At 38.6% G+C, this 14,360-nt stretch carries 12 protein-coding genes and 1 pseudogene; all 13 read right to left on the bottom strand.

The annotated features are described in order from the left end of the window. Window positions 1–144: 144 nt before the first annotated feature. Entirely contained in the window at window positions 145–702 is a 558-nt protein-coding gene (locus RCO84_RS01815; protein WP_288575829.1) for a hypothetical protein, read from the bottom strand. Then, window positions 699–1,010, bottom strand: a complete 312-nt coding sequence (locus RCO84_RS01810) for a hypothetical protein (RefSeq protein ID WP_288575828.1) — start codon at window positions 1,008–1,010, stop codon at window positions 699–701. Before RCO84_RS01810 ends, RCO84_RS01815 begins: the two co-directional genes overlap by 4 nt. Before the next feature lie 11 nt (window positions 1,011–1,021). Further along, a complete protein-coding gene (locus tag RCO84_RS01805) occupies window positions 1,022–1,657 on the bottom strand; it encodes a hypothetical protein (RefSeq protein ID WP_288575826.1) in 636 nt (211 codons plus the stop codon). A 354-nt stretch (window positions 1,658–2,011) separates the two neighbouring features. Beyond that, a pseudogene (locus RCO84_RS01800) lies at window positions 2,012–2,988 on the bottom strand (IS982 family transposase). A gap of 28 nt (window positions 2,989–3,016) precedes the next feature. Beyond that, window positions 3,017–3,781, bottom strand: coding sequence for a P-loop NTPase fold protein (locus tag RCO84_RS01795; RefSeq protein ID WP_317583651.1), 765 nt, complete (start codon window positions 3,779–3,781; stop codon window positions 3,017–3,019). A 20-nt stretch (window positions 3,782–3,801) separates the two neighbouring features. Further along, the gene (locus RCO84_RS01790) at window positions 3,802–5,007 is read right to left on the bottom strand and encodes a sugar MFS transporter (RefSeq protein WP_317583650.1); all 1,206 of its coding nucleotides are present in this window, start codon (window positions 5,005–5,007) and stop codon (window positions 3,802–3,804) included. Further along, entirely contained in the window at window positions 4,970–6,199 is a 1,230-nt protein-coding gene (locus RCO84_RS01785; protein WP_317583649.1) for an adenylyltransferase/cytidyltransferase family protein, read from the bottom strand. The genes RCO84_RS01790 and RCO84_RS01785 overlap by 38 nt, the downstream gene beginning before the upstream one ends. A 111-nt stretch (window positions 6,200–6,310) precedes the next feature. Next, window positions 6,311–7,567 carry a nucleotidyltransferase family protein gene (locus RCO84_RS01780; protein WP_317583648.1) on the bottom strand — a complete coding sequence of 419 codons (1,257 nt, stop codon included), beginning with the start codon at window positions 7,565–7,567 and terminating at the stop codon, window positions 6,311–6,313. 115 nt (window positions 7,568–7,682) lie between these two features. After that, the gene (locus tag RCO84_RS01775) at window positions 7,683–8,438 is read right to left on the bottom strand and encodes a WecB/TagA/CpsF family glycosyltransferase (RefSeq protein ID WP_317583647.1); all 756 of its coding nucleotides are present in this window, start codon (window positions 8,436–8,438) and stop codon (window positions 7,683–7,685) included. A 36-nt stretch (window positions 8,439–8,474) separates the two neighbouring features. Continuing rightward, window positions 8,475–11,600 (bottom strand): AAA family ATPase, encoded by a 3,126-nt coding sequence (locus RCO84_RS01770; protein ID WP_317583646.1) that lies wholly within the window; start codon window positions 11,598–11,600, stop codon window positions 8,475–8,477. Further along, on the bottom strand, window positions 11,590–12,024 hold the full coding sequence (locus RCO84_RS01765; protein WP_293513216.1) for an ABC-three component system middle component 1: 435 nt from the start codon (window positions 12,022–12,024) through the stop codon (window positions 11,590–11,592). The genes RCO84_RS01770 and RCO84_RS01765 overlap by 11 nt, the downstream gene beginning before the upstream one ends. Continuing rightward, window positions 12,002–13,312 (bottom strand): ABC-three component system protein, encoded by a 1,311-nt coding sequence (locus RCO84_RS01760; RefSeq protein ID WP_317583645.1) that lies wholly within the window; start codon window positions 13,310–13,312, stop codon window positions 12,002–12,004. The genes RCO84_RS01765 and RCO84_RS01760 overlap by 23 nt, the downstream gene beginning before the upstream one ends. Then, window positions 13,299–14,327 (bottom strand): ComEC/Rec2 family competence protein, encoded by a 1,029-nt coding sequence (locus RCO84_RS01755; protein ID WP_293513212.1) that lies wholly within the window; start codon window positions 14,325–14,327, stop codon window positions 13,299–13,301. The genes RCO84_RS01760 and RCO84_RS01755 overlap by 14 nt, the downstream gene beginning before the upstream one ends. Between the last annotated feature and the right edge of the window lie 33 nt (window positions 14,328–14,360).

Below are 14,360 nucleotides of genomic sequence, written 5' to 3'. Positions count from 1 at the left end.
TTAGAGAAATGGCTTTTGAGAATGCTATATTCAGTAAGTAAAAGATTAGTAAGACTGAGTTCGAAATTCGCACAATTGCTGTTCCCAAATAAACATTGTTTTCATTGCGAACAGCAATTGTTACACAAAAATCATAATCTGAAATTAACTCTTTAAAGCATAAGAGCCTGCTAGCTCTTGTATATATTTCTTCTCATCTTCCTCTGTCGGTCTATCAACAGGAATCCTTGCCACATAGCTAGTAAAACGCATCATCATCTGTTCCACAAAAGGATGATTAAGCTGTCCTATCGGTTTCAAGCCGTCAATAGAATCTAAGTTTAACGATTTTAGATGTTGAAAATCAACGACTAAGCTATCCAAATCAATCACAGGACGAGGATCAAAAAAGAAATGCCTACATATATTCTTATTATGGATATACCCAGATAAAAATCTTATTAAGGCATCATATTGTTTTTTCTTTAACTGCCCATCAGTAGAATCTTTTACGATACTCTGAAATTCTTTAGAAGAACCAAGCACATCAGCAGCCACTTCCAAAGCAGCAACCATCAAGAAGCCACTATGATCATGTTCCAAGTCACAAGCATTAGAGATGACAATTCCCAAAGGATTTTCATCTCCTAATCCCCAATCCACACCATCCACAATGGTTCCTTGAGTAATCTGCCCCTTAAATTCTGAAATCCAAATGCTCATTCTTCAATCGTTAAAATTTCTCCTAGAGTTTTTCCGTTATAAGTGCTATTAAACCAATTCGATTGAGAGATTCTTTTGTATCTTTCTCTAAAATTCTTCTTTTTAGGAAACAAATAAATATTATCTTGCTGCATCTGCGTATTACTTTCAAAGCTACAAAAAGCCAAAGAATTACCATTAGCAGCAAAGCCAAGCCCTGTATCTACAGGATTTGCATTAACAGTCAACGCAGTCATAGTCATTGCCATCAATGCACATTTCTTTGCAAAAAAGCTTTGGCTACTTACCGTCATAGTTGTTTTATCCATAATCCTAAATATTATTCATTAAACAAATGATCAACAACCTCAGAATTTACTTTTTCTATAGAAGTCTCTATTAAACTTCTCAGTTGAAGAGCATCGGGAATCGAGTCTGAATTCTGATTATGATGATGATTGATATTGATAAAGACACCATCATCCACCCCCATTCTTGGTTCAACATCCACATTTGCGACCTGATTATCATCAAGACCAATTCGTAAAGTCAATTTACCACACAAGTGGAAATCGCTATTCGGTGCGATGTTTCCATTAATAAAATGGTCCCACATCCAAACTTCTGCATTTTCACCTAAACCCAAAATTTCCTTTTCAAAGTTAATTCCAAAGGCAGACAACGCCATTTTGAATTCAGGATTGATTCTTTTCAATTCGTTTTTTATTGCCTCAACATAACAAACCAAGCTTTCAATATCTTGAGCTTTTACAATAAGCTTAGCAGGATTAATAATGACCATTGGATATGGTTTATTATTCACTGCAATAGTATAACCTTCAGGTGTCAGTCCATTCACCGTTTCGTATGGCATCCCAAACAATTCACGGCAAAATTTTCCATCCATCTGCGGCATCATAGCCATTGGTTGATTCCAAACAGCTACATACGACAAACTCATATCTTTCTTTTCCATTGTTCTGCTATATTATTATTTTTATTGCAAAAGTAATCAAAATCCATCAAAGTTGGTTATTTTTTATTGATTTTTATTAGTTTTTCACCATAAAATCTATATTTACCTCATATTCTCGATTCTGAATCCTCAAAATTGCAGAGTTGTAACAGAATTCACTATATTCTATCCAACTTAATACATCTCGATAATATATACCCTATCCTCTCCTCAAACTTACTCAAAGTAAATTCTTGTTCAAACTTCTCCTTTCCTACTATTCCCATATCCTCACGGAGCTCTCTGTCTTTCAACAGCATTTCTATCATATCAGCCAACTGCACAGGATTTTGCTTCTCTAACCCATTGGCGGAATTAATTTAGCGCATACTTAACCCTGCCAATCGGTCTGTTGTTTACATAATTAATATATTGCAAGACTGTAAATGCGCTGATTTTCCCGATGATTCGGGTAAACAGTCCTGGTGTTTGCTTAGCATAGTTTCGGAAGAGCATGAAGTGATCACAAAGTTGAGAGAAATTTGTCTCGATTCTCTTCCTCGCCTTAGCATAAGGCTTAAATGTTGGTCGCCAATTCTTCATGTTCAAGCGATATGGAACTTCCAACTTGATGCCTACAGAAGAAAACAAGTCTTGCTGTAGTTCCGCACTGAGGTAAGCACGATCGCCAAGGATGCAACAGTCATAGAATTGAAACTTTACATCTTTAAGAAAATGAATGTCATGAACATCAGCTGGACTCAGGTCATACGAGTGGATAACTCCACTTAACCCACAGACAGCGTGGAGCTTATACCCAAAGTAGTATATCTTCTGAGTAGCGCAATAGCCAAATGCAGGAGAGTTTGTTACGTCTGTTCCTTTCATCTTGCAACGCAAGCCTCTGGACAAGCGACACACCTCTATTGGTTTGGAATCTATGCAGAAATATTCTTCTGCACCATCCATCTTTGACGCTATGCGCTTACGAATCTTCTCACATAGTTCCGCAGTGAACTTTCGCCTGTCATTGAACTGGCGTCGGGAAATCAGATTTGGCATATCTGCCTTATACTCCTTCAGCCTATCGAACAAGTTGTTTTCACTGTCGATGCTAAGATGCTCGGCTGTCAAGCTCAAAGCAACAACTTCGAGGTCTGAAAAACGTGGTACGACTCCAGGGCGAGGAATATTTCCTAGCTCATTAACTAAATTTTTGGAGAAATCCTTGCATATCTCAAGAATTTTTACGAAATTTGCATACAAGTTGTGCATAGCGTGAAATATATAACTTTATAATTGGACACTACAAAGTTACTAAAAATCAACGAGATGCATAACTTTTTCTCCATAAAAATATACTAATTTTCAGGCGGTTTTTTAATTCCGCCAACAGGTAAGAAAAGAACTCTTTCCTGTTCCCCATTCTCCAGTAATTCCAACGCTAAAAGCATGTTCAGTCACATCAACTGTTTCTAAATCTCCTTTTAGATACCATACTATATCCTTGTAGCCAAACAAATCGGATTCTATGTCATTTATAGGTTCATCGCTCAGTATGTTACCGCCAGAAGTTCGTTCGGTTTCTTTAACAGAATTGAGAATTTTCAAAATTACAAGTGTCAAAAATGCAGGAACAAGCAAATCCAAATATGCTATATTCATGCCTAAGACATTGATACCCCAAAAAAGAAAATGAGAGGATAATAGTCTATAATACAGGTAATATGCTAGTCCTGTACTCCACCAACACAGATACCGATGTGAAACATAAAGTCCTCTCCTTACATATTTCCATATGGATACTCCAATATACAAACTTACAGAGAAGAAGACAATCCATCCAAATGCAGTTTTATTCAAATCACAAACACACCAAGCATTCAATGTACCAAGGGCACTTGTTATATATGATTCCGCAAGCCACAAGAATATCACACAAGCTATTAAACTATAATAATATGGCAGTATGTTTTCTGCTTGTGTAAGAAACTTAAAAAATCTCTTCTTACAAACATTATAAAATTTCTTTATTGCAGATAGATTCAAGAACTTCATTTCTACGTGTTGATAATTAAAGATATTCGTATAACTAACTCCCATCCCCTCAAACAAACTCATTAAGAGCAGAGGAGCATTTCCCAAAATTCATCACTCTTTCAGATTCACCCAATACCAGTCGAAGAGTTTTCTTTTGTTGCAGCATACCCTCCAATCCCCCCATAACAAACCAGCGGTATGAGAAAGGCAATCGCCATACAGCCCGTAGTATCCGCAATATACCCCATGATTACCGGAGCAACCGCTCCACCCACTATCGTCATGATAAGCAATGAAGAGGCAAGCTTGGTCTTTGTACCCGCATCCCTCAATGCCAGCGAGAAGATAGTCGGAAACATGATGCTCTCTCCCAGATACAGGGCGAAGAACGCAATGAGAGATAAGGTTCCGTTACATACCACTACAATCAATGTGGCTACAAAGGTGAGGATGGCACTGACCTGCAGCACCAGCCTTGGCTGGATATAATTCATGATGACACCACCAGCCAGTCGGCCAATAAAGAACAACCCCATTCCGCCAAAAGCGAGATACAGACTGGCAGTCTGCTTCTCTATATGAATGCTCTCTTCTGCATAGTTGATGAAGAAACTGTTCACACCCGTCTGGGCTGCTACATAAAGAAACAAGGTCAGCATACCGAAACCGAATGCCATCACTCGCATCGGCTTCTCCTCCACCATCTCGTTCGTATCCGCCTCATGCGCTCTCCTTGGGTCCGGCAACTTGATCCTTGACAGGACCAGCGCCACAGAAAGCACGAAGATACCCACCAGGGCATAAGGGATGGCGATGTTGACACCCGAGAACAGAAGCTGTCCGCCAACCAGCGGTCCCACAATCCATCCGATACCATTGAGCGACTGCGACAGGTTGATTCTGCTCTCCGCCTTGTCAGGATGTCCCAGTACCGTGGTATACGGATTGGCACTCGTTTCCAGACAGGTCAGTCCGCATCCTATCACAAACAGCGACAGAACGAAGAAGTAGAAACTGTTGATCCTGCTTCCCGGTATGAACATTAGGGCACCGATACCGAAGAGAACCAGTCCTGTTATCACTCCCCTCCTGTAGCCCCACTTCCGGATAATCCATCCGGCAGGCAGCGCCATCAGAAAGTAGGCACCATAGACAGCAGTCTGCGTCAAGGCCGACATCGCCTTGCTGATATGAAACGACTCCTGGAAATGCGGATTCAGCACCTCCAGGATGCCATGGGCAAAGCCCCACATGAAGAAGAGGCTGCTGATGATGAGGAAGGGAACCAGATAGTTATGCCCTTCGTATCTGAAGATGGATGGCTTCGTCATGATTCTCTGCAAATTTAAGACTGTCCTTTACTACCAGTGCCAGATAACCGCCGCCACCGGCTCCCGGCATCTTCCATGCCAGAACCTCCTCCATGTTGCTGTAGCGGTCAATCATCGGCTGCACACTCGCCTCCGGTTCTATCACACCATTGATAGACGGATTCACCATACCCGGGAACATCGCAATCTGGGCTTCGAAAGATGCCCTGTATGCTGCAGCAAAGGCATCAAGGTCGTGCGCCAGAATTGCCTTCCAGCAGGCATCAGCTGCATCAGCCAGCGCCTTCACCTTCTCAGGTGTGATATCCTTACCTTCCACCACACTGCATCCCGGCCGTCTCGGTTCCATCGGAATCATCACCAGATGGTCTTCCAGGAAACGGAGGGTCATCTCATCCTGCGTACTCTCAATCTTCTCCGGCCAGAAGTTGTTGTCATAATAATGACGCACCAGACCGGGAACACAGATACCGATAGAATCCTGGGCACCCGAGATGATACCATCGTGACGCTCTGGATTGTTCTCGAAGCAGAATACCAGTCGGGCAAGCATCTCCGGATCCATCTTCGGCAACTTCACCGGCCAAATCTTCTGAATCACCTTACGGGTAGAGGTAGACAGACCACAGCGGTCGCGCACCTCAAAGGTCGGTTCCAGCGAGATGGTAATCGCCCATCCCGGATGATACATGCTTACATAAGGCTGGTCAATCCAAGTACCAGCCAGATCCAGACGGGTAGGAATCCCCGCCTCCTGTGCCGAATTCTCAGATACGTTCAATAACGCCTTCTTCAAGCCAGAAGAAGACCGCGCCTTCAAACCAGCATGAGGCGTGCGCTGGAGCTCGACATATTCTATGCCCCTTTCCTTACAGATTCTACGTTTCTCATCAGACCCACCTTCTGCGTTCACCACAAACACGTCCGGTTTCACCTTATCAAGAGTTGGCAGAAAATCGATGACTCCGCTTCCCTCATTGATATACGCATCCTTCACCGCCTTGATATTCTTGACCATGAATAGCCTTTCCTCCTGCGGAAACATAGGCTTGCGATGCTTATACTCCAGATAAGTAGCATCCGATCCGATACCCACATACAGGTCACCATACTGAGATGCCTGCTGGAAAAACTCCACATGACCAGAATGTAGCAGGTCATAGCAACCGCTTACAAAAACTTTTTTCTTCATTATGATTATCATTGATAATCGAAGTGCAGATTGTCATCCTCATCTAGCTGATTGCCTATCTGCATCTCGATAAACATAAACAAAGTTATTTCAATTAATTATCTGATTATTTTATTTTTTATATTTTAGCCTCCAAAAGAAATGCCATGTTCTAAAGATAGGCTCACAAAGAGCCTCACCAGGAAAATACCTCACGAGTCTTATATCCCGATATACCCTTTGGAGATTATGTCCAAGCTGTGACCTACCAAACCGATTCCGGGCATCATGCCTTCCGAAGTTCCCAGCTTCCAGCACTTCATTCAGCACAAACTTACCATACTTCTCATTCGGAGGAACAATAAGCCGAGAGGCAGGCATGCCGAACACCTCCTGCATGATATACATAATGGCACCGGCAAACTTCCACATCCCCAACTCCTTCAATTCCTTCTGTAAAACACCAAGGCGGTCCCATCCCGCACAATCTGGCGTAGACCTTTGATGGTCCGACAACCTTAGAGCGTAGCGGTTCTGAGCACCGAGTAGGGCGGTTACATCCCCGCTTCCTGAGGAAGAGGGGCTTGGGGAGAAAGTGGAGCTCCCTTTGGAAAGGGAGACGGAGGGATTCGAAAAATTTTGATAGACTTTATAAAAGTCGCAAAGAACATAGTAGTAATCAAGAAGCTGTCTTAACCCAATCCCCTCATTCATCAGATGCGAGAAGATATGAGTCAACTGGAAGATGAGATTGAATTCCACCGTCGGAATTGCAATCTCCCCTTGCTCTCCCAACATTACCCGATGCGAGAACTGCTCCTCCTTCACCCTTTCATAATATTTCTGAAGCTTTCTGTTATGCCTGAAACACAACAGGAAGCTAGGCCGATAATGCACTTCAACCTCCACACCCTTATACGATGGGAACTCGATGTGGTGATAGCACGCCTTTTCATGAGGCGAGATAGAGCGGACAAAGGAGATAACCCGTTTATCTCCACCTTCCACCCAGATATCAATATCGCCAGGAGTCCTGGAATAAGGATTCGGATACATCAATGCATTCCCCTGCCCTTTCAGGATACAGGTTCTGAATCCCTTCTTCCGGAACCACTCAGAAACATGAATGGCAGCATCGTTCAACCGAACATTCGCTTTTTCCAACATTTGGCTTTCCGCCATCCATTGGAGCAGTAACTCCTTCTCTATCCCTACATATTCAGCAGGTAGCTTCTTGATACCATCAAAGAGAACACCCACCAGACATTGCTTCTTGGCGATAGCATATATCTCTTTCCAATCCGCTTCCTTCAAGGAATCAAGTATTTCATCACCAGAACCAATGCAGAATCGCAAGAAATCAAAGAAAATCTTTTGTTGTTTCAACATAAAGCTGTACTTTTGCACGCATGATACAAACCATACGCATCATATTATCCTACATAGCAGCTATCATCCTTCTTCCGATAGCCTTACTATGTAAGTTCTTCCGAAGAAAGTAATTCTACTTTTTTCGGAAAGGATCCTTGTATATTCCCAAGAGCTGCTTACCGAAGTAATAGAAGAACTGCATATCATCCACGAAATAACGTTTGAAGAGGCGCTTTGGCTCCTTCATGCAACGATACAGCCACTCCATACCGATTTTCTGCCAAACCTTAGGCGCACGTTTCAATGTTCCAGCTTCAAAGTCAATGGTAGCACCCAGAGCCATGAATACCTTTACTCCAGGCATCTTATCACGATACTTCATAATCCACTTCTCTTGCTTTGGAGCACCCACACCAACGAGCAGTACATTTGCACCACTCTCGTTCACGATGCGAACCAACTTCTCACATTCATCCTCATGCTTCTCGAAGCCAAAGGAAGGAGAATGAGCACCAACCACCATCCGACGTCCCACCTTCTCATTGATACGTTCCATAGCCCTGGCAGCAATACCCTCCTTGGCACCAAGCAAGAAGATTTTGCAGTCAGCATCATTCTTATGATACATATAATAAGAGGTGAAGAAGCTGGAACCCGGAATTGCTTCCTTGATTGGGGTCTTCAACAACTTACCGAACAGGTAGAGGATCTTACTGTCACACACTACCCATTCCGACTTCTGATACACATCATAAAACTCCTTGTCCTTCTGAAGCTTAATCAGATGGTCAAGATTAGGAGTCACAAGAACACCCTCCTTCAGGTTCTCCAAGAGTTCCTGACGAGTAATATTCTGAATATCTATATTTAATACTTTAACAGTTTCCATAATTATGTCATTTTTAACCTAAAAATAGGTTATCTTTTAATAAGTCTTATCTACAGTCACTTTGCCCCTTTCATAAAGTTTTAAAAACTTTGAATTAAAAAGATTCGCAGGCATCTTGCGTTTCAACAATTCATAGAAATTCTTATCGTGGGTCGTCAAAATAATCTGCTTTTTATTTGTAAAAGCTAAATTTCTCAACAAATCAATTAATGACAAGATATTTATATCATCAAGAGATTGAATAGGATCATCGATAAATATACAGTCTACAGCTTCCCCTTTGTCATTCTTTGCATGTAATGCTTTTGCCAAAAAGATACAAAATGACAAGATGTTGATTTGCGCAGTACTAAAGTATAAGTTGGGAACAATCGGCTTCATATCCTTATCCATTTGTCTCATTACAATACTCAACTTTGGCCTTATATTATCGAAATTACAGGAAAACTTTATTTTTTTATAATCAGGGTGTGGATCTATTGTATTATAAAGTCGATTAATCAAATCTAAATCAAAAAAATTATTAACATAGTCATTAATATAATTCTCTAATGATACATTTTCATTTGAACAACACTCCAACTCACTTTCTAAAGTACTGAGCACCTTCTTTAATTTATTTTTTTCATCGAGATTTTCCTGATACTCCATATATTTTATGGATTTCACCATTAAGTCTTTTAAGATTTCAAGTTCTTTTATGTTTCGAGTTATAGTTAACTTTGATTTTGCATTACGCTGCTGAGCTTCATTAACCGCCACTTTCACCATCTTGATATCAAGACTTTGTTCTATTAGCAGAGGATCCAATTCATGCACCTCACACTGAGTATTCAGATAAGACAATGTTTTAGAAACATTAGTCTTCATATCCTCTATCTCAGACTCCGATATTTTTTTAAATTCCACATTCAAGTCGATTTGATCCTCCGATATTCCCTCAACCTCCAGTTTCTGGATAGAATCTTTCAAGACGGAAGTTTGAATATCTAGTTTCTTTATTTCTTCAGAAACCACCTCCAGTCTATCTTTCCATTGTATTGATGAAAAAGAAGGACTACGTAAATCTTGCTTTAACTTTTCAGAAAGATTCAAATACTCTGGATTTGTTAATAATGCAGAGTATTGTACAAGCAAAACATCTTTGGATTTCTGCTTATTTTCAACAGTCTCAAGCACCGTATTTTTCTCTTTCTCCTTATTCCTTATTGACTCATCGACGTCTTTAAATTCTATTTCTTTGCTTGATTTATGCTCCATATAAGCAAGGCGGAGTTGTTCCAAAGAGAAATCCTTAAACTCCAAAGACAAATTCTGTATAGCCTCCTTTTGGGTTTCAATTTCCGATTTTAACTCTACTTGAGCTCTTTCTTTCTCAACAATAGAGTCTTTAAGCTGATAGATGAGCTTATTACATTTTTCAACTTTATTAGAGATAACACCAAGAAGATTAGTTTGAGCATTCTGAATTTCTCGAGACAAACTTTGAATTTCATCAACGATACGTTGCTTTTGTCCTAAAAGATTCTTTATCGAATCATCTAGGATATTATTTGCTTCTATTCGTTGCAATAATTCCTCCTGCGATTTATAATCATAGCCACAGACTGGGCATACTCCATCTTTTAGGACACTATTTACATTTTGGACATCGATAATTAATTTTCTTACTACATTTTGATAGTCCTTTTGACCACTGATTAGCCCTTCTACCTCTGCCAATTCTCCTTTCTGTTGCTTTCGCTTTTCTACATTATTTTTCAAAGCGACAACCGTATCTGGGAAGAAGTCATCAGACATTAAGACAAAGTCCAAATCATTAACTTTCTGCACATATGAAGACAAAGTAATACGTCTGGAAGAAAGCTTGGTAATCCTATTTCGTGCATTATCAATCTCTTTAATTATGGTTTGTATTTTTTTGTCTTTGGCAGCAATACTCTGTAACTCGCTCTGAAATCTCGCATAATCATCTTCAAGAGAAGAAAGTTTGGAAACAATAGATTTCAGTTCCCCCATCACAGATTGGCGCTTTTTTGTTCCTTGCGATATCTCATTACAGAGAGTTGCCTCTTTTCCCTTCAATATTTTTATTTCTTCTTCTATTTTTTTTTGCTTTGTCTCATTTTCAACCAAGGCAACGGTAGTATCATGAAGGGATATTAAATGATTTAATCCAAAGTTTAATTCATCGTTTTCTATCTTATAAGGCATTCTGACCTTAAATAACGAAGACAATTCTTTTCGCAACTGCTTAAGTTTGTATTGCTTTTCCAGTTCTTCATTCACTCTTTTGAGTTTTATTTTCTCATTCTTTATATGTATCAGCTCAATACTGAGCTGAGATAAAGACAGACAATCAGACTTTCCTTCAAGCGAATCATCAAGATGTAGTATAATAGAATCTAACTTTTCCTGGTTTTTCAAAAGAGAAACTATTTTGTTGTCAACAATAACTATAGATTCATTCAAATTGTCTTTTGTAAGTTCACTGAGGGTAGGAAAAACGATATTCTGTTCTTCTAACTTAGTAAGTTGCTTTTCAAATTCATTTTTTACATTACCTGTAACAGGTTCCGACAAAAGCTCATCCAAGTCCTCGACTCTTTTTTCTGTTTTATTTTTCTCTGCATTTAAAGCGTTGATCTTCTGTTTCAACTTGAACCTATAACTTACAATATCATCACCATCATAAAAATATTTAAGAAATATTTCATATCGATTTTCTGGATCAGTTGCAGAAACGAATTCACTAAACCAATCTTGAGATAAGATGACACTTCGAAAATATTCATTCTTTAAATTATTTTTGCGACCATATAGATTTTCATCCGTATCTGTATAAATATTTCCATAACGAGCACCATCCTCGCAACCTATACTTATTTTAATAGGGGTTTTAACACATTCTTTATTATGTAAAAAAGACTTTTTATCTCGCAACTTCTTATCTACAACATTGTCATCTTTGTAATTCGCCTTTTCAAATCGCTCAATTCTGTTGGTCATGCCAAACTCTATGGCATCCAAAAGAGAGGTTTTACCAAAACCATTAGGAGCCTGTATGGCAACTAAATTGGCACTAACACCATCTTTTGAAAAATCAATATCTGCTTCTTCAAAACAGCGAAACGCCCGTATATAAATTGATTTAATCTTCATGATTATTTCGTTCTATCAATTCGACAACCTTATCATTCTTAACAAATGGTTTACCATAAACAGTATTTTCCGTCTCTATGGTATAACACAAATATTTATGAATTAGATATTCTGGAATAACATTTCCCTCTATCTCCTTTGCAGAAATAATAATCTTTCTAGAAGAGAGGGTATTATGTTCTATCTTAAACTTTAGATTTCTCCGAAGAGATTCTATGTCTTCGACAACATAGAAAAGATAAAAGTTCCACCTTTCAAAGTCATCAGTTAAACTTCGCTGATATTTCATCGCAATATCATCACGTATCATTATCCATTCTTCCTCCAAGTCTGCAACACTCATTGGCTCTGTTACAAAAATATCAATCGTAGAACCTACACCAAAAGTATCACAAAAGTATCTATTTATCTTTGTCTTTTCCATATATCGCATCTTTAAGTAAATTCAAATAAAAATCAAGGGGCTCATTTGAATGCTCTCCTATGGCTCTAGAATTATGATTTATCGTATCGACAAATAGTTTATTATTAACAAAAGTCACATAGGCCAACATGTTTTTACCACTTTTTGAAATATCCAAGCCATTCTCTTCGATATAAGCCCTACCGATATTAGGCACCTCCTTTTCAGAAGGGCACACATCATAATCGTAGTCAGTAGACTTTATTCCACCAACAACTACTACAGTATCTTTATCTATTTTTCCAATTACGCAGGGTTTAACATAGTCTCTTGCTTCAGAAATATCAAATTCCTCTTCTGAATATACAAAACGAAACTTATCTGCAATAAGGCAAATCTTATCATTATTCAATTCAATACCCGTTAAAAGCCGACATCCTACGAGATATCTAACTATCTCTATCCAAGTATCTTCCTTATAATCATGTATATCCTCTTTATCGCCCCACAACTTATTGTGACTTTTAAGTTGCTCATATATTTCTTGAGGTGATAGCTTGTTAATTTGCATAAGCAAAAAGTTTATATCAACTAACAAACTCTTCAAATCCTCTATCTTCTTCTTTGGAGAAACAGGAGGAGGAAATGCTTTTGGGGTAAAACTCGCAAACGTTAATAAATCAAGATAGATTATTCCCTTCAAAGCATCCTCTTGTGATATCAACTTTTTGAAATTTCTTATAGGTATGCATGAACTTTTTCCATTATATTCCCTGCCATCTCTGTTTGAGATACATTTATGTACTCCTAGTAGATGATAATCCCCATCAATTATTCCTCCCCCTGAACATTCACTCAATTCCGCTTGCTGATGAAACTTATCATATTCATATTCAAGTAACTTATCCCCCAACATCTGCCCAAACTCTTTTATAGAATAATCTATAAAATCGCTTCGAACTTCATCTTTGTTTCTTCGAATTTCAGGAAAGCCAACATGACGAAGATTCCGATACTTATAGTAGTCCTCACACAGAGAAAGCTGCTCTACTTGATAAGTGGTTTCAATTTCTATGATGGCAACATCTTCTTCAATATCAGTAGAATGATAAGATTTGATAATTGTATAAGAAAATACTTCAGTTAAATCAGAAGCTAACGATATCACTATCTCCGAATCATCCAAGTCTTTTATTACATGATATGCTGTAAAAACGAAAAGATGGTTTCCGGCAAGGGGTTTTACTAAAATGCCACTTCCTGCATTTACTTTTACCGAAAGCCGTTTTATTTGATCAATGTAAGTCATTATTAGTAAAAAGTTTACACCTTGATTTAATCATCGGATAAGTAGCCAGGTCCTTTACAGTAAAGAGCCTTTGTAGAACCGAATCATAATTAAAGAGTATATTCGAATTCGTTTTTCTGATGAGGTGCGCAATTACCTCTTTATCAGGATGCCCGTAAATAGAGCCATCTGTTGATACAACGAAATTCTTTGTTGCAACAACCTCTAAAAATTTGTCCGTATAGTTATTCTTACTGCCATGATGGGGAAGTTTGATAAATTCACACATCAACTTGTTATCTTTAGAATAGCCTAACTCCTTTATAGAATGAATAACTGTATTTATATCTGCATCTCCAAGCAGCAGATTGTTTTCTCCTTCTTTAGTAGTAAGAAGAAATGCAATGGAAGCCTTATTAGCATCACTCAAAGTAATTTTCCATTTACGTTCCATCAACTCATCTATACTAATTCGATAATCATCACTACCACTATTATCTGTCATATTTCGTTGATCCAAAGTTGTTTGTAATGCTTTTGCGATTTTATTATGATATTTCACATTTGGTGACAGGACTGTTATCTTTCCCCAATTATATAGATATGCCTGCCCCTGCGTTATACCATTTTTGTATGAAAGGCCATGTTCATCTAAAAGACTTTTGAGAGAAATTGCATTTGCTTTGCTATTATTAGTCGATTGATAAGATGGAACAAGCATGTTGTCATTAAACCAAACCTCATGAAGCAAAGTCTTATCAGGAAAATCATGAGAAAACCATTCCAAAAGTCCACCAATATGATCATCATCAATATGAGTAATAATCAGCAGGTCAATATGTTCATGTTTTCTTTTCAAACTTTCCAACTTGCTTTTCAAATCTCCAGACATCGGGTATCCACATTTTAAATCTACATAAGTTGCAGATACACCGCCATCAACAAGGATGCGGAATTTCTCATCATCATTTTCTATTGTGATAAAGAGACAATCACCGCATCCAGCCCTCAATATCTCTATTTTTGTTTGAGTCATAATATTTTACCCTTGATCCATTATTCTAATTGA

The organism is Segatella copri, assembly GCF_949820605.1.
In the GTDB taxonomy this organism is placed as follows: Bacteria; Bacteroidota; Bacteroidia; order Bacteroidales; family Bacteroidaceae; genus Prevotella.
Note: the sequence above shows the minus strand (reverse complement) of the source record. Positions and strands in the feature narration are given on the sequence as shown.

Coding starts and splice junctions, on each gene's coding strand:
- RCO84_RS01790 (WP_317583650.1), bottom strand. CDS start 5,007: ATGACGAAGCCATCCATCTTCAGATACGAAGGGCATAACTATCTGGTT.
- RCO84_RS01760 (WP_317583645.1), bottom strand. CDS start 13,312: ATGACTTACATTGATCAAATAAAACGGCTTTCGGTAAAAGTAAATGCA.
- RCO84_RS01765 (WP_293513216.1), bottom strand. CDS start 12,024: ATGGAAAAGACAAAGATAAATAGATACTTTTGTGATACTTTTGGTGTA.
- RCO84_RS01815 (WP_288575829.1), bottom strand. CDS start 702: ATGAGCATTTGGATTTCAGAATTTAAGGGGCAGATTACTCAAGGAACC.
- RCO84_RS01770 (WP_317583646.1), bottom strand. CDS start 11,600: ATGAAGATTAAATCAATTTATATACGGGCGTTTCGCTGTTTTGAAGAA.
- RCO84_RS01805 (WP_288575826.1), bottom strand. CDS start 1,657: ATGGAAAAGAAAGATATGAGTTTGTCGTATGTAGCTGTTTGGAATCAA.
- RCO84_RS01785 (WP_317583649.1), bottom strand. CDS start 6,199: ATGAAGAAAAAAGTTTTTGTAAGCGGTTGCTATGACCTGCTACATTCT.
- RCO84_RS01810 (WP_288575828.1), bottom strand. CDS start 1,010: ATGGATAAAACAACTATGACGGTAAGTAGCCAAAGCTTTTTTGCAAAG.
- RCO84_RS01780 (WP_317583648.1), bottom strand. CDS start 7,567: ATGTTGAAACAACAAAAGATTTTCTTTGATTTCTTGCGATTCTGCATT.
- RCO84_RS01755 (WP_293513212.1), bottom strand. CDS start 14,327: ATGACTCAAACAAAAATAGAGATATTGAGGGCTGGATGCGGTGATTGT.
- RCO84_RS01775 (WP_317583647.1), bottom strand. CDS start 8,438: ATGGAAACTGTTAAAGTATTAAATATAGATATTCAGAATATTACTCGT.